Below are 18,122 nucleotides of genomic sequence, written 5' to 3'. Positions count from 1 at the left end.
TTCGCAGCGGTCGTCCATCAGGACTCCTTCGAGGTGGCGCGGTAGGCGGCGGTGCGGACCTGGTGGGTGTCGGACTTGCGGGTGCGGGTACCGCCGTGGCTGGTGCAGAGCTGCCCGGCGTGGGCGTGGCACAGCGGGCAAGCGATGGCGAGCTGGGGGAAGCGGAGCAGCTCGGTCACGACTGGACCTCGTTCCGGCGGCGCCACATGTCGAGGAGCTGCTTCGGCACCTGGCCGCGCATGGGGACGTCGATGCCCTGGGCCCGGGCCCAGGTGCGGACTTCGGTGGGCTCGTAGTCCCGTACGCGGCCGGCCTTCTTCGGCTTGAGCTCTGCCCGCCGGGTACGGAGCGCGGCCAGGCGCTCCTCGAGCTCGGCGGCTTCGGTGTCGACGCGGGCCAGTTCGGTGTCGTCCTCGTGGCGGATGCGCAGCTTCTCGAGGCTGGTGTGTGCCTTGTCTGCGTGGTCGCGGATGGTGCGGTCCGGGTGTGCTGCGGCCCAGGCGAGGAGCTGTCCCACGGGTATGGGCTGTGGCTGTGGGCTGGGCGGGGCTGCGGCGTGTGGTGCTCGTGGGGCGGGGATCACGGGTTTCTCCTTGGTGCTGGGGTGGATACGGGGAGCGGGGTGGCGGATGACGTCGGGCAGCTCCTCATCGATGAGGGCGCGCAGGGCCGCGATCGTCACGGCTGGCTGAGCGAGGCTGCGTGTGCGGCCGCGACAGGCGGCATGAAGAGGGCGGCCAGGGCTTCGGGGCTGAGGCCGCCGCGGCAGTCGGGGCCGATGCCGATGACCTTGGAGGTGTCGTCTCTCAGGGGCCGGCCGCACTGGCAGCACCGGACGGTGAGGTCGGCGAACCTGCGCCGCGCGCTGCCCGGATCGGTTTGGAGAGCCATGTGTAGCGTCTGCAGCCAGACCCGGTACGACTCGTGCCAGGCACGCATCCACGCGATCCGTTCGGCGTGATCGACGGGTGCGTCACGCCGGAGCGGGCGGGCGGGGCCGTGCCATGCCTTCGCGGGCCAGGCTATGAGACGGCCGTTCTTTGAGCGCCAGTACGTCATTGCGTCGGGGTTGCTCGGGTCAAGGACTGCGTAGTGCCCGTCCGGCAGCGTCGTCATGGCCTGGGCCTTTCGTCGTAGGTACAAGGGCAGGCCAAGGGCGGCGCTGAGCTCGGCGACGTGTGCAGCAGCGTTCGGGTCGAGGTGTGCCTTGATCGGCGCGGACCGCACACCGCGGACGGTGCGGGCCCCGCCGAACGTGCCGTCGGGCCACTCCTCGGCAGCGAACTGGTCCATGAGCAGCTGCACGGCCGGTCACCTCTGCCACGGCACGGGCCGTACACCCGTTCGGCGCCGCGGGGTGCTCGAGCGCCTAGGCGGGGCCGGACAGGTCGCGTGGTGCGGCATGGCCTTCCACTCGGCTGCCTTCGGCTCCGGGTGCTCCTTCGTCAGGCCGCGCGAGTACAGCAGTCCGTCGGCGCCCCGTGACACCGCGAGGTTGCCCAGCGGGTCGGGGCTGGCGTTGACGGGCTGGCGCTTACCGTTGGCCGTGGTGAGGGTCCACCGGATCGGGGCGTGGCAGCTGCGGCAGTTGCTGACGTCGTGGTTACTGAGCTGCACGGGCTTCTCCTTCCTGAGCGATGTGCGGGTTGACGAGGCGCCAGCCGTAGCGGGCGATGGCCTCGCCCTGGCCGAGCTCGGTGATGGCGCGGCGGATGATCTCCGGGGTGGCGGTGGCGCGCAGCTGCGCGGTGTCCTCGTCGACGTGAGGCGGGATACGGACGGCCAGCAGTAACGGCTGCTGGCCACCGCTGGTGTCTCGTCCACGGCTGCCCGGCGAGGTCGGCACGGTGTGCAGAGCTGGTCCTGCTGCCTTGCCTTCTGGGGAAAAATCTGCGACGGCCGAAGCCGCCACCACCTGTGGCTGAGGTACAGCGCCAGGCGGGGCATGGTCGGGGGGCTGGTCCGCCTCGTAGAGGTGGTTGGGTTGGTCCCCCCCGGCGGGAACGGTTTCCGGAACCCGTCCTGCGTCGGTGTCCGGTACCGTCCTGCGTCGGTCTCCGGGTGGCTCGGAACACCCGGCGGGAACGGTTCCCGGAACCTCGGTTGGGAACGGTTTCCGGGAACCGTCCTGCGTCGGTGTCCGGGCGGCGAGCATTTCCGCGATCTCTCGGGCCTTCTTCTCCCGCTTCGCTCTCGCCTGCCGGGTCTTGGTGTAGAGGTGCAGGTGCTCTTCCCAGTTGGGCCGCTCCAACGGGATCAGCAGCTGGTACAGCGCGGACGTGTTCGGCCGGCGCTTACGGGCCAGAAGGCCGACCGCAACGAGGAGCTTTACGCAGCGGGTGACCGTCTCATCAGAGCATCCGGCGATGGCCGAGATCGTCTCGAGGGATGGCCATGCGTTCGAGCCGTCCTCATCCGTGTACGTGGCGATGACCATGCCGACGGTGAAGCACTTCGAGACCGCGGGATGCCGCATCCGCAAGGCCTCGTCACGGACGCGGTTGACCCACGCGTTCTGAGGGCTCTGCGTAGGGCCGTCGCTGGTGCTCACAGGGCTCTCTCTCACTGTGGTGCGGGTGGGGATGTGGTCCGGGGCGCAGCGGCCCCGGACCGTCAATCAGCAGGCGTTCACTTCTTCTTGAGGAGCCGCGGCAGGATCGCGCTGGGGATGGCCAGCTCGATGGACGTGGTCTCCCAGCGGGACGGCCCGCTGTGCGCTTTGCGGATCCAGCCGCGCGACTCGAGGGTCTGCAGCGCCACGACGACCTGCGGGGTGCGCAGCCGGGTAGCCGCCACGAGGCCCTCGAGGAACGGCTGCTCGAGCAGGTGGCCGGTGTCCGGGTAGAGGCGCGTCGCGAGGACCAGGCCGACGAGGTGGTGGTGCGGGTGGAGACGCGCGTCGGCCAGGCCCCGCTCGTACAGGGGCCGGAACGGCTCGCCGAGCGCGGCGGGCGCCGCCGGGGCGATGAGGTCCTGGGCGCGGTGCCGTGCGCCCGCGATGCGGGCCACATCAGCGGGGGTCGGCCTGCGGCGCGTTGCTGTCGTCATGACGTCGGCTCCTGCCGGTCGGGTGTGGGGATTCGGTGGGTGGGCCAGCCCGGGCCGGGCGCCGGCCCGGGCTGGCGGCCGTGCGGCATCCGGGAGGTGCCGCACGGCTCGGTGGATCCGCTCACGCCGCCGGGACCACGTGGTGGCAGGAGAGGCAGACGAGCGACCCGTCTTCCTGCACCTGGTGCGGTCTGTCGAGGTGGGCGCAGCTGGTGGTGTGGCACCGCTCGTAGACGAATGCCTGCCAGTCGTCCGCCGGTTCCGTGACGGGCTCGGGCGGGGCCTGGCGCCGACGGGCGACGAGCCGGAAGATTCCGCGCACCAGCACGACCACCAGAGCGAAGGCCGCTGCGATCCAGGCGAGGCAGCCGGTCACGCCTACCAGCAGGACGATGTAGAAGGGCCAGGCCGAAGCGAAGGTCAGCACTGTCAGAGTCCTTTGCGGTGACGGGCGGTGCGGGAGAGTTCGTGGTCGCAGACCCAGGCGATGGCGATCGCGGCGGCGACGGCCAGGGCCAGCAGGACCAGCCACATCGAGGCGGTCACAGCTCGGCGTCCGGGTCGTAGGCGGTGGCGACCTCGAGCCGGGTGACCGTGTAGCCGGTGGTCGTCTCCTCGTCACCGATGCGGACGATGAGCTCTCTGGGCTCCTCGGGGTCGTCGTCCTCACCGATCCAGTCGAAGAGGAGGGCGACGCTCGCCGGGTGCTCGCTGCTGACCGTGGCCTCGCAGTGCGCGCGGGCCGCGGCCTCGTTGGTGTACAGGCCGAGCGGGATCGTCTCGTGTACGTAGCCCGCCCGGTAGACGAACGTCTCGGGAGTGGACGTCGCCGCAGCCGCGGTGTCCTTCTCCTCCGGGTCGGCGGCAGCCATGCGACGCACACGCTCGGCCCCGTACGTCGCGCCGTCCTCGAACAGCGACTCGCTGCACCTCATGCCGCACCGCCAGCTGCAACCTGGGCCAGGTAGCCGGCCGCCGTCTGGATCAGCCGCGGGATGTCGTAGCGGAGCATGCCGCCAGCTCCGTCGACCAGGACCATCGAGCCGGGCGCCAGGGCATCCCCGGTCTTCGGGTCGGTGTCGTGCTCGGTGGCCGGGCGGAAGGCGTCGACCCCGTACGGGAGATCGCCATCGGCCTCGTAGGCGACGACCAGGCCGTGCTCGACCTTGGACACGGACAGGAGATTGGCGCCGGTGGGCAGCAGGCTGGCTGCCGGACTCGCCTCAGCGATAGCCGGGTCCAGAGCCACGCCGTGGCCGGTCAGGTTGACCTGTACGCCACGCACCACGGTGCTGGTCTGGAGCCAAACGAGGCCCGCCGCTACCGAGGATTTCACCGTCACGCTGTCGGTGGGGATCTGGAGCGCAGTCCGCCAGGCCTCGAGGTTGGAAGGGGAATTGAGCTGAAGACCGATTGAGGGTCGACTGGCGTGGACCACGACGTACGGGGCGGGAAGGTGCCCGATCATGCGAGTCAGCTCGCTGAGCGCTTCGAAGGCCGGCAGTTGGTCGGAAAGCCGGGGTTCGCGGTCGTCCTGGTCGGTGGTGGGGTCGGTAATCTGGCTGGTCACGGTGACCTCGTCTCTTCGGGTTGGTGAGGTGTGCCGGAGGGGCTGCATCGGACCTGGCAGGGTCCGGGCGGCCCCGCTTATGTGGGGGTCAGGCGGCGCGGGCGCTGAGGCGCTTCGTCGGCTTCGCGGGGATGCGGTGCATCTCGGCGATCTGGGCGCGGTCCTTGGGGCTGAACATCAGTCGGCGGCCCATGCGGTGGGCCGGGAAGCCGCCGTGGTTGACGCCGTCTCGGAGTCGGCGGGCGCCGATGCCGAGACGCTGTGCGGTCTCGGCGACGGTGGTGAAGTCCTCCAGGGCGGGGGCCGTGGTGGGCATGTGGGTCACCTCATTCGGTGTCGGTGTCGCGCGGGGCGAGGAGCTGTTCGTCATCGGCCTGTATGCCGAGGGCGGTACGGAGCGCCGTGTACGTGGGTGGCCGCATCTGGCGACGAACGCCGGTTTCCAGCCGCGAGAGGTAGCTGCGGGTGATGCGTGCGGTGCGGGCGAGGTCAGCGATCTGGATGCCGCGTGCCATGCGGATCGTGCGGATTGCCGCCCCGTCCACCTCGTAGGTAGCTCGGGGTGCCGTCATGGAGAGAAGCTAGCAGCTTCTTCTAGCAGTTTCTAGCAGCAATGCGCAGCAGAGTGCAGTTACCGGCAGGTAATGGTAGTAGCTGTCAGCGTGCCCGTGGAGGTGGTGTGATCGTTACGTGTGATCTAGGGCATGACTGATATCGGTTCCTAGCGGTACCTACGCGTTCCTGGGAATATGGCGGCATGGCTACTCCTGACCACGGCGGCCGCCTCCGTCTCGCGCGTCTCGTCGTCCAGCACCGCACGAAGCTGGGCTGGCACAAATCGCACGCAGCTGAGGCTGCAGATCTGACCATCACCACCTACATGCGGGTGGAGAAGGGGCAGTCAGTCCGGGATGTCACCTACACCAAGATCGAGCGCGGCTTCGGCTGGGCGCCGGGCGCATGCATGGCGGTGATCGAGGGCGCCCCGGATCTGCAAGAGGCCGGCGAGCAGCTGGAGGGCGTCCGGATCGCGCCTGTGGCGGTCGCGGAGGGGGTGCGGCAGTCCGTGCAGCATGCCGTGATTGCGACCCTGCCAGGTACTCCGGCTGGCGATATGGCGCTGCTCAGTGAGGGCGTTCTTGCCGAGCTGCGCAGGCGTGGCATTGTGCCTGCAGAGGGTGAGGATTCCCAGCGGTAGTCGTGCAACCTTTTGTTGTAACCGAAGCGTTACGGTCAGTTCGATTCTGAGTGCACTTACCTCCTTTCGTTCGAGCGTTCACATGTGTGAGGGTCAATCACGAACGCACTGGAAGGGGGCCCATGCAACACGAGTTCATCACGCTGGACCAAGGGCCGGGTTTTGTCGGCTGGTCGGCGCAGGTCGGGCAAAAGATCGTGTGCGTCATGACGCCACGGGTCCTCACTGACGCCGCAACCAGACGCACTGCAAAGGAGTTGGTACGGCGTCAGGGAGGCGACTGCGCCGTCTGCAGCAGCCAGGGCTGTCCGCTCAAGCGGCCGATCCAGGGGGCCATACCGGCGTAGTCCTGAATAGATGACGGCAGTCAGGGGTGCCTGCCGCATCAGCCCGGAAAGGGATCAGGGCGTGGCATACGCGGAGAAGCGGGGACGGACCTGGCGAGTCAGGTACCAACTCCCCAATGGCAAGTACGACTCCCAGAGCGGGTTCGATACCAAGCAGGACGCCCTCGACTGGGGGAGGGCTCAAGAGACCGATGTGCAGCGCAAGGTGTTCGTCAACCCCTCCGACGGCCGGAAGCGGTTCGGGGACTGGGTAGACGAGTGGCGCCAGGTCGTCAACGTCGCCGAGCTGTCCTCGCAGACGTACGCCAGCCGTATCAACTCGGTGATTCTCCCGCGGTGGCAGGACACGCCGATTGGTGACATCACCTCCATGAGCTACCGAGCCTGGCAGGCGCAGCTCCGCAAGGCGTACAAGAAGAACTACGTCGACGGCATCGAGGGCGTCATGCGGATGCTCCTGGACGACGCGGTGGAAGAGCGGCTCGTCCCCTTCAACCCGATGCCGACCGGATCCCGGAGAAGGCGCGGCCGTCATGTGCCGGTTGAGGCTGATGACGGGTACGTGTGGCCTACGCCGCGACAGGCCCGGCTCGTCGCTGAGAACGCACGGCAGCTGCGGGGCTTCCAGTGGTACGTCATGATCCTCACCGTCGCGTACACCGGGCTGCGCATGGGAGAGGTCGCCGGCCTTCGCCGCGACCAAGTACGGCTGCTGGCTGTGGAGCACGGCAAGTCGATCCGGGTGCAGTGGCAGGGGCAGTGGCTGACGGAGCCCGCCACCCACACCGTGTCCAAGGGCGACACACTGGAGTCGATCGCCGCCCTGCGGCTGGCTGACGCGAAGCGCGCTGCCGACATCGGCGAGGCGAACGACCTCGGCCCGACCGACCGTCTACGCGCCGGGCAACGGCTGTTGCTCCCCAAGGGATTCACGTTGCTGCCGCCGAAGTACAGCAGCTACCGGACGCTGATCATCCCGCCGTTCCTCGGCGAGCTCCTGGGCGAGCTGCTCGCGGAGAACCGTCATGAGTACCTGGTCTTCCCGTCGCAGCGTGGCCGGCCCCTGCGGGTGGACGACCAGTTCTACGGGCGGTTCTGGCACCCGGCTATCGACGGCCAGGAAGAGGAGCCCTCGAGGCGGGGACGCCGCGCGCAGCCTGCCCTCCCCGCTGTTGAGGGGATAACCGACATGGTGCCGCACGGCTTGCGCCACGGTCACAAGGTGTGGCTGGACGAGCAGGGGCACGCGCGGGTGGCGGTCGAGGAGCGGATGGGGCACAAGCTCAAGGGCGTGGAGGGCACCTACTCCCACACGTCCCCCGAGATGGAGCTCGGCATCGTCAAGGGCCTGCAGCGCGCGTGGGAGACGTCCCAGGGTGAGCAGCCTGAAGCGGGCCCGGACTGGCGGAAGTGGCGGCAGGCGCAAGCGTCCTGAGCCCGTCTCCCAAACGTCTCCCAAACGATCTTCAACGCACGGAAGCGCCCGACCGGATGGACCGGTCGGGCGCTTCTGTTTGCTGCTCTGACCTGCACGGCAGCCGGGGCAGCCGCGCCAAGTTGATCAAGCCTTCTTCGTCTCCCAGAAAATCTTGTCGATCTGGGCGATGTAGTCCAGTGCCTTCTGGCCCGTGGCCGGGTCCGTCGAGCCCTTCGCCGTCGACAGCGCCTTCAGGGCGTCGTTGACGAGCTGGTGCAGCTCCGGGTACTTCTCGAAGTGCGGAGGCTTGAAGTAGTCGCTCCACAGCACCGAGACGTGGTGCTTGGCGAGCTCGGCACGCTCTTCCTTGATGACCGTGGCGCGGGTCCGGTAGTGCGCGTCCTCGTTGGCCTGGTACTTCTCCTGGATGGCCTTGACCGACTCGGCCTCGATGCGGGCCTGGGCCGGGTCGTACACGCCGCAGGGGAGGTCGCAGTGGGCGCTGACCTTCACCTTGGGGGCAAACAGGCGGGAAAGCATTGTGCTGTCCTTCCTCGTGATCGTCTTCTCGGGTGGGACATTACTCCGTGAGTGGCCCAATTTCGCGAGTGCCCCCTGGGGCTTAGGTCAAAAGTCCAGGGCCAGTATGGGACTGGTGGACGATCGGACCGGAGGTGGCGGATGACGGATCAGGGGCGGGAACAGAGAGCACCCTTCGGGGTGGCCGAGGTGGGCGGGCTCTCCATGGTGCCCACGCTGTTGCACGGAGATCAGGTGCTGGTCCACTACGGCGTGCAACTGCGACCGGGTGATGTGGCGGTGCTGCGCCATCCGTTGCAGCAGGATCTGCTCATCGTGAAGCGGCTGATCGAGCGGCGCGACGGCGGCTGGTGGGTGCTCGGGGACAGCTCGGTGGAGAGCGCGCAGGACAGCAGGGATTACGGGGTCGTGCCGGATGAGCTGCTGCTGGGGCGGGTACGGGCCCGCTATCGGCCGATCACGCCGGGCCGTCAGCGCTCGCTCGGGGTGGTGCTCTCCTGGCTGGCCTCGTCGGTCAGACCGGTGCTGGCGGACCGTGACGTCTCCAGGCGCTTGCGCGCCCGGTAGGCGGCCACGTTGGCGCGGGTCGCGCAGCGGTCCGAGCAGTAGCGGCGCGAGCGGTTGGTCGAGGTGTCGAGGTAGGCGTTGCGGCACGGCGCTGCCTCGCACAGGCCGAGCCGGTCCACGCCGTACTCGGTGAGGTGGAAGGCCAGGCCCATCGAGGCGATGGCCGCGTAACCGGAGGTCGCGTTGGACGGGTGGTCGGCCAGGTGCATGTGCCAGATCGGACGGTCGTCCTCGTCCCGGTGGTCGTGCCCGGACACCTGGGGAGAGACCGGGAACTCCATCAGCAGCGAGTTGAGCAGGTCCACCGCGAGTGTCTCGTCCCCGCTGTCGGCGGCCTCGAAGACGGCGCGCAGCCGGCCGCGTACCGACCGGAAACGGGTGACGTCGGCGTCCGTGGCCCGCCGGGCCGCCGACGTGTTCGCCCCGAAGAGGTCACGCACCGCGTCGACCGAGGTGAGGGAGTCCTTGTTGCGGGCCGGCTCCTCGGTGTTGACCAGGCGCACCGCGTAATCCGAGTAATAGGCCAGTTCCACTTGTAGTCCTTACGGGTGCGGGTTTAGGGTCGGGTGCGGCGCCGACGTAACGGCTGCGGTGGCTTCGAGGGTATTACGGGTGGAGGGGTTTCCGATGGCGCGCACGACGGCGGACACGGACTGGCAGGCATGGCAGCACAGTTGGGACCGCCAGCAGGAGTGGTACATGCCGGACCGGGAGGAGCGGTTCCGGGTGATGCTTGACATTATGGAGGCGCTGGTCGGCCCGGAACCGCGGGTGCTGGATCTGGCGTGCGGTACGGGAAGTATCACGGACCGGCTGCTCAAGCGGTTCCCGAAAGCCACCAGCACGGGCGTCGACCTGGACCCGGCCCTGCTGACCATCGCGGAGGGGTACTTCGCCGGGGACGAGCGGGTCACCTTCGTGACCGCCGACCTGAAGGACCCGCGGTGGACGGAGCGGCTGCCCTGCCGGCAGTACGACGCCGTGCTGACGGCCACCGCCCTGCACTGGCTGCACAGCGAGCCGCTGGCCGTGCTGTACGGGCAGCTCGGTGGTCTGGTCAGGGAGGGCGGCGTGTTCATGAACGCCGACCACATGATCGACGAAGAGACCCCGCGGATCAACGCCGCCGAGCGCGCCCACCGGCATGCGGCCATGGAACGGGCCAAGGCCACCGGCGCCCTCGACTGGGCCGACTGGTGGGCGCGGGCCGCCCAGGACCCCGCCCTCGCGGCCCCGACCGCCGAGCGCTTCCGGATCTACGGCGAGCACGCGGACGGCGACCAGCCCTCGGCCCGCTGGCACGCCCAGACCCTGCGGGCCGCCGGGTTCGGTGAGGCGCGGCCGGTCTGGGCCTCGCCCTCGGACACGTTGTTGCTCGCGCTGAAGTGAGCGGTGCGTGAGGAGAGCGGCGTAGGGGAGTGGCACAGGAGAGGGGCGGTACGGGCCGCACCGGCCCGTACCGCCCCTCCTTGTCCAGCGATAACGACTACAGAACCTTCGACAGGAACGACTTCGTCCGGTCGTGCTGCGGGTTGCTCAGCACGTCCCGCGGGTGGCCGGACTCGACCACCACGCCGTCGTCCATGAAGACCAGCGCGTCACCCACCTCGCGGGCGAAGCCCATCTCGTGGGTCACGACGATCATCGTCATACCGTCGTCCGCCAGGCCGCGCATGACGTCCAGGACGTCACCCACCAGCTCCGGGTCGAGCGCCGACGTCGGCTCGTCGAAGAGCATCAGCTTGGGCTCCATGGCCAGCGCCCGGGCGATCGCCACCCGCTGCTGCTGCCCGCCGGAGAGCTGCGTGGGGTAGTTCTTCGCCTTGTCGGACAGGCCGACCCGGTCGAGCAGCTTCTCGGCCCGGGCGCGGGCCACCGCCTTCGTCTCGCCGCGCACCTGGACGGGTGCCTCCATGACGTTCTCGATGGCCGTCATGTGCGGGAAGAGGTTGAAGCGCTGGAAGACCATGCCGATGTCCCGGCGCTTCAGTGCGACCTCGCTGTCCTTGAGTTCGTACAGCTTGTCGCCCTTCTGCCGGTAGCCGACCAGCTCGCCGTCGACGTAGAGCCGCCCGGCGTTGACCTTCTCCAGGTGGTTGATGCACCGCAGGAACGTCGACTTGCCGGACCCGGAGGGGCCGATCAGACAGAAGACCTCACGCGGGGCGACCTCCAGGTCGATTCCCTTGAGAATGTGCGCGGCGCCGAAGGACTTGTGGACGCCCTCGGCCTTCACCATCGCGGTCATCCGGACACCGCCGATCGGTTGCTGAAGGAAGCGATATTGGCCTTGATCTTCTGGAACGGGGTCAGCGGCAGACTGCGGCTGGAACCACGTGCGTAGTACCGCTCCAGATAGAACTGGCCGATCGAGAAGATGGTCGTCAGCACCAGATACCAGGCGGCCGCCAGGAAGAGCATCTCGACCGCGGCCCCGGAGGTCTGCCCGATGTCCTGCGCGGTGCGGAGCAGCTCGTAGAACTGCACCGCCGCGACCAGCGAGGTGGTCTTCAGCATGTTGATGACCTCGTTGCCCGTCGGCGGCACGATGACGCGCATCGCCTGCGGGACCACGATCCGGCGCAGCGTCTTGCCGTGGCTCATGCCCAGCGCGTGCGCGGCCTCGGTCTGGCCCTCGTCGACCGCCAGCAGACCGGCCCGGCAGATCTCCGCCATGTAGGCGGCCTCGTTGAGGCCCAGGCCGAGCAGCGCCGTCAGCAGCGGCGTCATGAAGCTCGACCAGTAGTCCTTGTAGATCGGACCGAGGTTGATGTACTCGAAGACCAGGCCCAGGTTGAACCAGACCATCAGCTGGACGAGGACCGGTGTGCCCCGGAAGAACCAGATGTAGAACCAGGAGATCGACGAGGTCACCGGGTTCTTGGACAGCCGCATCACCGCCAGGATGATGCCGCCGACGATGCCGATGGCCATCGAGAGCACCGTCAGCAGCAGTGTCTGGCCGACACCGTGGATGATCCGGTGGTCGAAGAAGTAGTCCGGGATCGCCCCCCAGCGGATCTTGCCCTGGGCGAACGCGTAGATGATCGACACGAGGACCGCGATGGCGATCACCGCGGTGACGTACCGTCCGTAGTGCCGGACCGGGATGGCCCGGATCGCTGCCGGGGTGGTGGTGGGGGGCGCGTCTTCGGGCCCCGCCTTTTTCATGTCAGTGGTCATGGTGTGTGCCTCTCAGCGCCGGACCGGTCAGGACCCGCCGTTGAGCTTGGCTGCGGTGACCGCACCCTGCTCGGCGCCCCACTTGGCGAGGATCTTGCCGTACTCGCCGTTCTTGATGATCGCGTCCATGGCCTTCTGCAGAGCCTTGGTGAGCTGGTCGTTGCCCTTGGCCACCGCGATGCCGTACGGCGCGGCCTGGATCGTGGGGCCGACGATCTGGAAGTCCTTGCCGCCGCCCGAGGTCTTCACGGCGTACGCGGCGATCGGCGAGTCGGAGGAACCGGCGTCGGCGCCGCCCGAGCGGAGCCGGGTCTGGGCCTGCTGGTCGTCGTCGAAGGGCTGGATGGAGAGCTTCTTGCCGGCCGGGCACTTCTTCGCCTGCGCCTTGGCGAGGTCGTTCGACACCGTGCCGCGCTGCACCACGATCTTCTTGCCGCAGAGGTCGGCCCAGGTCTTGATGCCCTGGTCCTTGCCCTTCGGGGTGTAGATCGAGACACCGGCGGTGTAGTAGTCGACGAAGTCGACGCCCTCGCCGACCTTCTTGCCGTTCTCCAGACCGTTCTGCCGGTCCTTGGTGTCGGTCATCGCCGACATCGCGATGTCGTAGCGCTTGGCGCGCAGACCGGTGACCAGGGTGTCGAACGTGCCGTTCTCGAAGTCGAACTTCACGCCGAGCTGCTTGCCGAGCGCCGCGCCGATGTCGGGGTCGATGCCGGCGACCTTGCCGGAGCTGTCCTTGAATTCGACCGGTGCGTAGGCGATGTCGGAACCGACCTTGATGACGCCCTTGTCCTTGATGTCCTTGGGCAGCAGGTCGGCGAGCGGAGCGGCGCTGCTCTTGGCCGTGCCGGAACCCTGCGTGTCGTTCTTGGTCTGGTCGCCGCAGGCGGTCAGCAGCAGTGCGCCGGCGACCGCGAGTGCGCCGACCGCGGCTGTCCGGGACTTCATTGCGGTCGTGCGGCGTGTGGAGCTTGCGGTCATGGTGTTGGTCCTCCGGCGGATCAGGGATAGCCGATGCAGGAGTCGCGCACACGTCATCGGGTGTCGCGACCATGTGTGATTGGGGATACCCGAGGGCATCTTGCCAGTCGGACTAGCCCATTCAGGGGGCCGGTCATGTCAAAATCGGGTAACGGGTCATCCCCGTTCTCCCGTCAGTCTCCAGTCGGCCGGTACCGCAGGGCCGGATCATCTGCTGGAAGACACAGCTTCAGCCGGAGAATCTCCGGTCCGTCTCACCTGCTGGACGACGTTCGCAACACAGCGCGGACCGGCCCGGGCATTCGCGCTATGAGTCATGTCACCGCGTCCGTGTGAACTCGTGCACGGTGCGGTCCATCAGGTAAAACAGACGGTTACACCCCTCATCCGGGGCTCAGGGCGCGTGTGCGGCGCGCCCGCGCGTACGTACCTCCCCCTGCCCGGCGGGCCAACCGGCCGGTGCGGGACACATACGCGGTGCCCGCCCACCCCTCCTCAACCAGGAGTGGCCAACCCTCAACTGATGAAGACTTAAGGGGTCACAACCAATGGCAGCGGAGATCGTCAATCCTCGCAGCGACAGCTTCAGCTCCCCCCCGGCCGGTGTGGAGCCCTTCGATCCGGCGTTCGCCCTGCACCGCGGCGGCAAGATGGCCATCCAGGCGACAGTGCCGGTGCGCGACCGGGACGAGCTGTCCCTCGCGTACACGCCCGGCGTCGCGAAGGTCTGCAGCGCGATCGCCGAGAACCCGGAGCTCGTCCACGACTACACCTGGAAGTCGCAGGTCGTCGCCGTCGTGACGGACGGCACCGCGGTGCTCGGACTCGGTGACATCGGTCCGGAGGCGTCCCTTCCCGTGATGGAGGGCAAGGCGATCCTCTTCAAGCAGTTCGGTGGCGTCGACGCCGTCCCGATCGCGCTTGCGACCACCGACACGGACGAGATCATCGAGACCGTGCTGCGGCTCGCGCCCTCGTTCGGGGGAGTCAACCTGGAGGACATCTCCGCGCCGCGCTGTTTCGAGATCGAGCGCAGGCTGCAGGAGCAGCTGGACATTCCGGTCTTCCACGACGACCAGCACGGCACGGCCGTCGTGACGCTGGCCGCGCTGCGGAACGCCGCCACGCTCACCGGGCGCACGCTGGGGCAGCTGCGGGCGGTCATCTCCGGCGCGGGAGCGGCGGGCGTCGCCATCGCGAAGATTCTTATCGAGGCCGGTATCGGGGACGTCGCGGTGTGCGACCGCAAGGGCATCCTCTCCGCGGACCGGGACGACCTGACCGACATCAAGCGCGAGGTGGCCGGCTTCACCAACAAGGCGGGTCTGGTCGGGCCGCTGGAAGCCGCGATGTCCGGTGCGGACGTCTTCATCGGAGTTTCCGGCGGTACGGTTCCCGAGCCGGCCGTCGCCTCGATGGCGGAGGGTTCGTTCATCTTCGCGATGGCCAACCCGAACCCGGAGATTCATCCCGAAATCGCCCACAAGTACGCGGCGGTCGTCGCCACCGGGCGCAGCGATTTCCCCAATCAGATCAACAACGTGCTGGCGTTCCCCGGAATCTTCGCCGGGGCGCTCCAGGTGCGGGCGTCGCGGATCACCGAGGGCATGAAGCTGGCGGCCGCGGAGGCGCTGGCGGCGGTGGTGGCGGATGAGCTGAGTCCGGAGTGCGTGATTCCGTCGCCGTTCGACGAGCGGGTCGCGCCGGCGGTCACTTCGGCGGTGGCGGCGGCGGCCCGGGCGGAGGGTGTGGCGCGGCGCTGACGTCCCGTCCTGCCGGCGCCTGAGGCCCCGGCAGGGTACGCGGCGCGGTGCAGGTCACACGCGTGGTCGGTTCCTTCGGGAACCGACCACGCCTATCGTCATGGTCATGTTCGCCGCTTACGCCGCCCGCATTGACCGTGACCACCCGCTCAACGGCCTCGTCCTGGGCGAACGCCCGGCGCCGGAGGCGCGTCCTGGCTGGGTCACCGTCAATGTCAGGGCCGCATCCCTCAATCACCATGACCTCTGGTCACTGCGCGGGGTCGGACTCGCCGAGGACAAGCTGCCGATGATCCTCGGCTGCGATGCCGCGGGTATCGACCAGGACGGCAACGAGGTCGTGCTGCACTCGGTCGTCGGCCAGACCGGTTACGGGGTCGGCCCCAGGGAGGGCCGGTCCATTCTGACCGAGAAGTACCAGGGCACCTTCGCCGAGCAGGTCACCGTCCCGGAGTGGAACGTACTCCGCAAGCCGGCCGAGCTGAGCTTCGAAGAGGCCGCCTGCCTGCCCACCGCCTGGCTGACCGCCTACCGGATGCTCTTCACCAACGCAGGCGTACGTCCGGGCGACTCGGTACTCGTCCAGGGCGCGGGCGGCGGCGTGGCGACCGCGGCCATCGTGCTGGGCAAGGCCGCGGGCCTGCGGATGTACGCCACGAGCCGCGACGAGGCCAAGCGCAAGCGAGCCGTGGAACTGGGTGCGATGGACGCTTTCGAACCGGGGGCGCGGCTGCCGCAGCGGGTGGATGCCGTCATCGAGACGGTCGGTGCCGCCACCTGGTCACACTCCGTCAAGTCGCTGAAGCCGGGCGGCACCCTGGTGATCTCCGGCGCCACCAGCGGCCCGAACCCGGATTCCGTCGAACTCAACCGGATCTTCTTCCTGGAGCTGAAGGTCGTCGGCTCCACCATGGGCTCCAAGGACGAGCTGGAGGACCTGCTCGCCTTCTGCGCGGCCACCGGTGTGCGTCCCGTCATCGACGAGGTGCTGCCGCTGGACCGGGCCCGTGAGGGCTTCGAGAAGATGGCATCCGGTGAGCTGTTCGGCAAGATCGTGCTCACCAGCCCCTGAAGTCCGGGCGATCCCCCGGCCCCGTCATGGCCGGAGCCGGGGGAGGCCTGTGCCGGTTTACGCCTTCGGACTCCGCAGGACCGCGCCGATGTGCGCCGCCGCTGCGGACAGGTGGCGGCGTGCGTCGCGTAGCTGGCCTTCCGTCACCCCGTTGTCCCGTGCCGCGTCCCGGACGTCGTCGCGGAAACGGTCGAGCAGCCGGTCGAGGTCGCGGCCGGGGTCGCCGGAGGACTCCTCGTGGGCCCATCCGGGCTCCTGGGCCAGGTCCGGGGCATCCGCGGAGTCCGTGCGGCCCGCAGAGTCCGTGCAGCCCGCGGAGTCAGCGGACGTGCCCCGGCCGGACTGACCGAACTGGCCGAATTCCTTGGTGAATTCGGCGATGCCTTCGCGCACCCCGGCGGGCCAGTCGCCGCGCGCGAAGTGCTCCTGCACCTGCTGGGCCACCCGCTGCATCTGCCGACGTGCCTTCTCCTGGGCCTCCTTGGCCTGGCGGCGGGCCTGCTGGGCGTCTTCGCGAGCACGGCGGGACTCGTCGGTCGCCCGCCGGGCCTGCTCCTTCCATCCCTGCTTGGCCCGCTTGAACTCCTCCTTGGCCTGACGCCAGCTCTCCTTGTCGCCCCAGGCACCGTCGAAGAAGTCGGACGCTTCCGGGAACCCGGGGAACGGCTTGCGCGCACCCGCGCCGGCGCCGCCTTCCGTTCCGGCACCGCCGGCGTCGGAACCGGCGTGGGTGCCGGAACCGGTGCGGGCCTCCTTCGCGGCCTGCCGGATCTCGCGCCTCAGGTCACTCGCCGAGCCGCTGACATCGGCCCGGATCTCCGCCGCGAGTTCGGACACCGACTCGCGGATCTCCAGCTCCAGATCGGCCAGCTCACCGCTGCGTCCGGCCAGCTCCGTGCGGCCCGCCTCAGTGATCGAGTACACCTTGCGGCCGCCCTCCGAGGCATGGGTCACCAGGCCCTCGGCCTCGAGCTTGGCCAGCCGCGGGTAGACCGTGCCCGCGCTCGGCGCGTAGAGGCCCTGGAAGCGCTCTTCGAGCAGCCTGATCACCTCGTAACCGTGGCGCGGGGCCTCGTCCAGCAGTTTGAGCAGGTAGAGCCGCAGTCGGCCGTGTGCGAAGACGGGGGCCATGTCAGAGCACCTTCTCATCGAGCTCGTCGAGATTGTCCCGGGCGGGCCGGCTCAGCAGTGCGATGGATCCGGAGACGGTGGTCGCCTTGAGCTTGCCGTTGCCCGCGCCCAGGGTGCCGGTGATCTTCTTCGCACCCCACTGGCCGGTGACCCGCAGATCGTCGAAGGCGGTGGAGACGGAGCCGCTCGTGGTGTTCGCCTCGACCCGGGTGTCCGTCGGATGGGCCAGCCGGATGGCGACCTCGCCGGAGACGCTGTTGAGGTGGATGTCGGTGGGTCGGCCGCCGGCGTCCAGGTCGATGACCATGTCACCGCTGACCGAGTCCGCCCGTACGGACGAGCCCGCACCCTCGACCACCGTGAGATTGCCGGAGACCGACTGGAATCGCAGATCCCCGGTGACCGCCTGCGCCTCCAGATTTCCCGAAACGGTCTCGGCGGACACGGTGCCGGAGAGCCCGACCAGCGCGGTGTCGCCGGTGACGCCGCGGACCTCGGCGCGCCCCCGCATTCCGGAGAGCACCGCCCCGGCGCTCACCACGCCGACCTCGACGTTCGCGGCCGCGGGCACCGCGAGGGAGACCACCGCGCTGCGGTGCCAGCCTCTGCGGTCGAGCCACTTCAGGAAGCCCTTCCAGGGCAGGTCCTCGTAGGCCACCGTCAGGGTGCCGTTCTCGAGCGTCACGATCAGCGGAGGCCCGTCGATCTCGGACACCTCGAGCCGGGCGGACGCCTCCTCCGTACCGACCACGTTCACCGTTCCGTTGACGAGGCGTACGTTCAGCGCCCGTACCGGATCGTCGAAGGAGAGTTTCTGCGGCTCTGCCACGGATCCCTCGTACATGGGACTGACCTCCCGGGTCGACTGCCAACGCAACATATCGCGTCTCTGGTAAGACACGATATATCGCGGTCGGGGGAAGTCAAGCGCGGGGGATTACTCGTCCTCTTCCTCGTCGTCGTCGAGACGGGCCAGCCAGGTGGCCAGGCGCTCGACGGGGACCTCGAAATCCGGGTTGAGATCGACGAACGTGCGCAGCTGCTCGGCGAGCCACTCGAAGGTGACCTCCTCCTCGCCGCGCCGTTTCTCCAGTTCCTCGATGCCGCGGTCGGTGAAGTACATGTGAGCCTTCTCCTGCTGCCTGGGCGTACGCCGTATGCGTACGCGGTGACGGTCACAGTGGTGGGGACAACAAGGCTACGGACGGAGGGCCCGGTCATCCCACTGCGGGATGCCGGGCCCTCGTCCTGTGCCGCTTGCTGCTCGAAGCGGTTACGCCTCCTCGGAGCGGTTATGCCTCGGAG

25 protein-coding genes are annotated in these 18,122 nt (G+C 68.7%); 6 read left to right on the top strand and 19 right to left on the bottom strand.

What is annotated here, in order from left to right; translation table 11 throughout:
* Positions 1-17: 17 nt before the first annotated feature.
* The 11 genes from AB0M87_RS02535 to AB0M87_RS02485 all read right to left on the bottom strand — a co-directional run bounded on the left by AB0M87_RS02535 (position 18) and on the right by AB0M87_RS02485 (position 5,190).
* Positions 18-179, bottom strand: coding sequence for a hypothetical protein (locus tag AB0M87_RS02535; RefSeq protein WP_365849456.1), 162 nt, complete (start codon positions 177-179; stop codon positions 18-20).
* Positions 176-682: a hypothetical protein gene (locus AB0M87_RS02530; protein ID WP_365849454.1), complete on the bottom strand. Its 507-nt coding sequence runs from the start codon at positions 680-682 to the stop codon at positions 176-178. Before AB0M87_RS02530 ends, AB0M87_RS02535 begins: the two co-directional genes overlap by 4 nt.
* Positions 679-1,305 (bottom strand): DUF6011 domain-containing protein, encoded by a 627-nt coding sequence (locus AB0M87_RS02525; RefSeq protein WP_365849452.1) that lies wholly within the window; start codon positions 1,303-1,305, stop codon positions 679-681. Before AB0M87_RS02525 ends, AB0M87_RS02530 begins: the two co-directional genes overlap by 4 nt.
* Before the next feature lie 6 nt (positions 1,306-1,311).
* Positions 1,312-1,617: a hypothetical protein gene (locus tag AB0M87_RS02520; RefSeq protein ID WP_365849450.1), complete on the bottom strand. Its 306-nt coding sequence runs from the start codon at positions 1,615-1,617 to the stop codon at positions 1,312-1,314.
* Positions 1,604-2,551: a helix-turn-helix domain-containing protein gene (locus AB0M87_RS02515; protein WP_365849449.1), complete on the bottom strand. Its 948-nt coding sequence runs from the start codon at positions 2,549-2,551 to the stop codon at positions 1,604-1,606. The genes AB0M87_RS02520 and AB0M87_RS02515 overlap by 14 nt, the downstream gene beginning before the upstream one ends.
* 77 nt (positions 2,552-2,628) lie before the next feature.
* Positions 2,629-3,048, bottom strand: a complete 420-nt coding sequence (locus AB0M87_RS02510) for a hypothetical protein (RefSeq protein ID WP_365849448.1) — start codon at positions 3,046-3,048, stop codon at positions 2,629-2,631.
* Positions 3,049-3,169: 121 nt separating this feature from the next.
* Positions 3,170-3,475, bottom strand: a complete 306-nt coding sequence (locus tag AB0M87_RS02505; RefSeq protein ID WP_365849447.1) for a hypothetical protein — start codon at positions 3,473-3,475, stop codon at positions 3,170-3,172.
* Between the two features lie 115 nt (positions 3,476-3,590).
* The gene (locus tag AB0M87_RS02500) at positions 3,591-3,983 is read right to left on the bottom strand and encodes a hypothetical protein (RefSeq protein ID WP_365849446.1); all 393 of its coding nucleotides are present in this window, start codon (positions 3,981-3,983) and stop codon (positions 3,591-3,593) included.
* Complete coding sequence (locus AB0M87_RS02495) at positions 3,980-4,618, bottom strand: hypothetical protein (protein ID WP_365849444.1); 639 nt, start codon at positions 4,616-4,618, stop codon at positions 3,980-3,982. The genes AB0M87_RS02500 and AB0M87_RS02495 overlap by 4 nt, the downstream gene beginning before the upstream one ends.
* An 88-nt stretch (positions 4,619-4,706) precedes the next feature.
* Complete coding sequence (locus AB0M87_RS02490; RefSeq protein WP_365849443.1) at positions 4,707-4,934, bottom strand: helix-turn-helix domain-containing protein; 228 nt, start codon at positions 4,932-4,934, stop codon at positions 4,707-4,709.
* Positions 4,935-4,944: 10 nt separating this feature from the next.
* Positions 4,945-5,190: a helix-turn-helix transcriptional regulator gene (locus AB0M87_RS02485; protein WP_365849442.1), complete on the bottom strand. Its 246-nt coding sequence runs from the start codon at positions 5,188-5,190 to the stop codon at positions 4,945-4,947.
* A 185-nt stretch (positions 5,191-5,375) separates the two neighbouring features.
* Between AB0M87_RS02485 and AB0M87_RS02480 the strand changes: the two genes are divergently transcribed.
* Together AB0M87_RS02480 and AB0M87_RS02475 are read left to right on the top strand one after the other, a co-directional pair.
* A complete protein-coding gene (locus AB0M87_RS02480; protein WP_365849440.1) occupies positions 5,376-5,816 on the top strand; it encodes a hypothetical protein in 441 nt (146 codons plus the stop codon).
* Positions 5,817-6,224: 408 nt separating this feature from the next.
* On the top strand, positions 6,225-7,598 hold the full coding sequence (locus AB0M87_RS02475) for a LysM peptidoglycan-binding domain-containing protein (RefSeq protein ID WP_365849439.1): 1,374 nt from the start codon (positions 6,225-6,227) through the stop codon (positions 7,596-7,598).
* Positions 7,599-7,724: 126 nt separating this feature from the next.
* Here the strand turns inward: AB0M87_RS02475 and sodN are convergent, their stop codons facing one another.
* The gene (gene sodN, locus AB0M87_RS02470) at positions 7,725-8,120 is read right to left on the bottom strand and encodes a superoxide dismutase, Ni (RefSeq protein WP_365849438.1); all 396 of its coding nucleotides are present in this window, start codon (positions 8,118-8,120) and stop codon (positions 7,725-7,727) included.
* A 141-nt stretch (positions 8,121-8,261) separates the two neighbouring features.
* Here sodN and sodX point away from each other — a divergent pair, with 141 nt between their 5' ends.
* Positions 8,262-8,687 carry a nickel-type superoxide dismutase maturation protease gene (gene sodX / locus AB0M87_RS02465; RefSeq protein ID WP_365849437.1) on the top strand — a complete coding sequence of 142 codons (426 nt, stop codon included), beginning with the start codon at positions 8,262-8,264 and terminating at the stop codon, positions 8,685-8,687.
* Here the strand turns inward: sodX and AB0M87_RS02460 are convergent.
* On the bottom strand, positions 8,591-9,220 hold the full coding sequence (locus tag AB0M87_RS02460; protein ID WP_365849435.1) for a CGNR zinc finger domain-containing protein: 630 nt from the start codon (positions 9,218-9,220) through the stop codon (positions 8,591-8,593). The two genes, sodX and AB0M87_RS02460, sit on opposite strands and share 97 nt — an antisense overlap.
* Positions 9,221-9,314: 94 nt before the next feature.
* On the opposite strand from AB0M87_RS02460, the gene AB0M87_RS02455 reads away from it, so the two are divergent.
* Positions 9,315-10,076, top strand: coding sequence for a class I SAM-dependent methyltransferase (locus tag AB0M87_RS02455; protein ID WP_365849434.1), 762 nt, complete (start codon positions 9,315-9,317; stop codon positions 10,074-10,076).
* Positions 10,077-10,173: 97 nt separating this feature from the next.
* On the opposite strand, the gene AB0M87_RS02450 is transcribed toward AB0M87_RS02455, so the two are convergent.
* From AB0M87_RS02450 to AB0M87_RS02440, 3 genes are read right to left on the bottom strand one after another with little or no spacing between them, the layout of a single operon-like run.
* Positions 10,174-10,935: an amino acid ABC transporter ATP-binding protein gene (locus AB0M87_RS02450; protein WP_365849433.1), complete on the bottom strand. Its 762-nt coding sequence runs from the start codon at positions 10,933-10,935 to the stop codon at positions 10,174-10,176.
* Positions 10,932-11,870 (bottom strand): amino acid ABC transporter permease, encoded by a 939-nt coding sequence (locus tag AB0M87_RS02445; RefSeq protein WP_365849431.1) that lies wholly within the window; start codon positions 11,868-11,870, stop codon positions 10,932-10,934. Before AB0M87_RS02445 ends, AB0M87_RS02450 begins: the two co-directional genes overlap by 4 nt.
* Before the next feature lie 27 nt (positions 11,871-11,897).
* Positions 11,898-12,851 carry an ABC transporter substrate-binding protein gene (locus AB0M87_RS02440; protein ID WP_365849429.1) on the bottom strand — a complete coding sequence of 318 codons (954 nt, stop codon included), beginning with the start codon at positions 12,849-12,851 and terminating at the stop codon, positions 11,898-11,900.
* 548 nt (positions 12,852-13,399) lie between these two features.
* Here AB0M87_RS02440 and AB0M87_RS02435 point away from each other — a divergent pair.
* On the top strand, positions 13,400-14,614 hold the full coding sequence (locus AB0M87_RS02435; protein ID WP_365849428.1) for an NADP-dependent malic enzyme: 1,215 nt from the start codon (positions 13,400-13,402) through the stop codon (positions 14,612-14,614).
* Between the two features lie 106 nt (positions 14,615-14,720).
* Positions 14,721-15,686, top strand: coding sequence for a zinc-binding dehydrogenase (locus AB0M87_RS02430; RefSeq protein ID WP_365849427.1), 966 nt, complete (start codon positions 14,721-14,723; stop codon positions 15,684-15,686).
* A 57-nt stretch (positions 15,687-15,743) separates the two neighbouring features.
* Here AB0M87_RS02430 and AB0M87_RS02425 read toward each other — a convergent pair whose 3' ends face one another.
* The 3 genes from AB0M87_RS02425 to AB0M87_RS02415 form a co-directional block, all read right to left on the bottom strand.
* A complete protein-coding gene (locus AB0M87_RS02425) occupies positions 15,744-16,817 on the bottom strand; it encodes a helix-turn-helix transcriptional regulator (RefSeq protein WP_365849426.1) in 1,074 nt (357 codons plus the stop codon).
* 1 nt (position 16,818) lies between these two features.
* Entirely contained in the window at positions 16,819-17,661 is an 843-nt protein-coding gene (locus AB0M87_RS02420; protein ID WP_365849424.1) for a hypothetical protein, read from the bottom strand.
* A gap of 93 nt (positions 17,662-17,754) precedes the next feature.
* Complete coding sequence (locus tag AB0M87_RS02415) at positions 17,755-17,940, bottom strand: DUF6104 family protein (RefSeq protein ID WP_328719461.1); 186 nt, start codon at positions 17,938-17,940, stop codon at positions 17,755-17,757.
* Between the last annotated feature and the right edge of the window lie 182 nt (positions 17,941-18,122).

The sequence above is a fragment of the Streptomyces sp. NPDC051320 genome (assembly GCF_040682175.1).
In the GTDB taxonomy this organism is placed as follows: Bacteria; Actinomycetota; Actinomycetes; order Streptomycetales; family Streptomycetaceae; genus Streptomyces.
The sequence above is the reverse complement of the archived record's forward strand: the minus strand, read 5'-3'. Positions and strand labels throughout refer to the sequence as shown.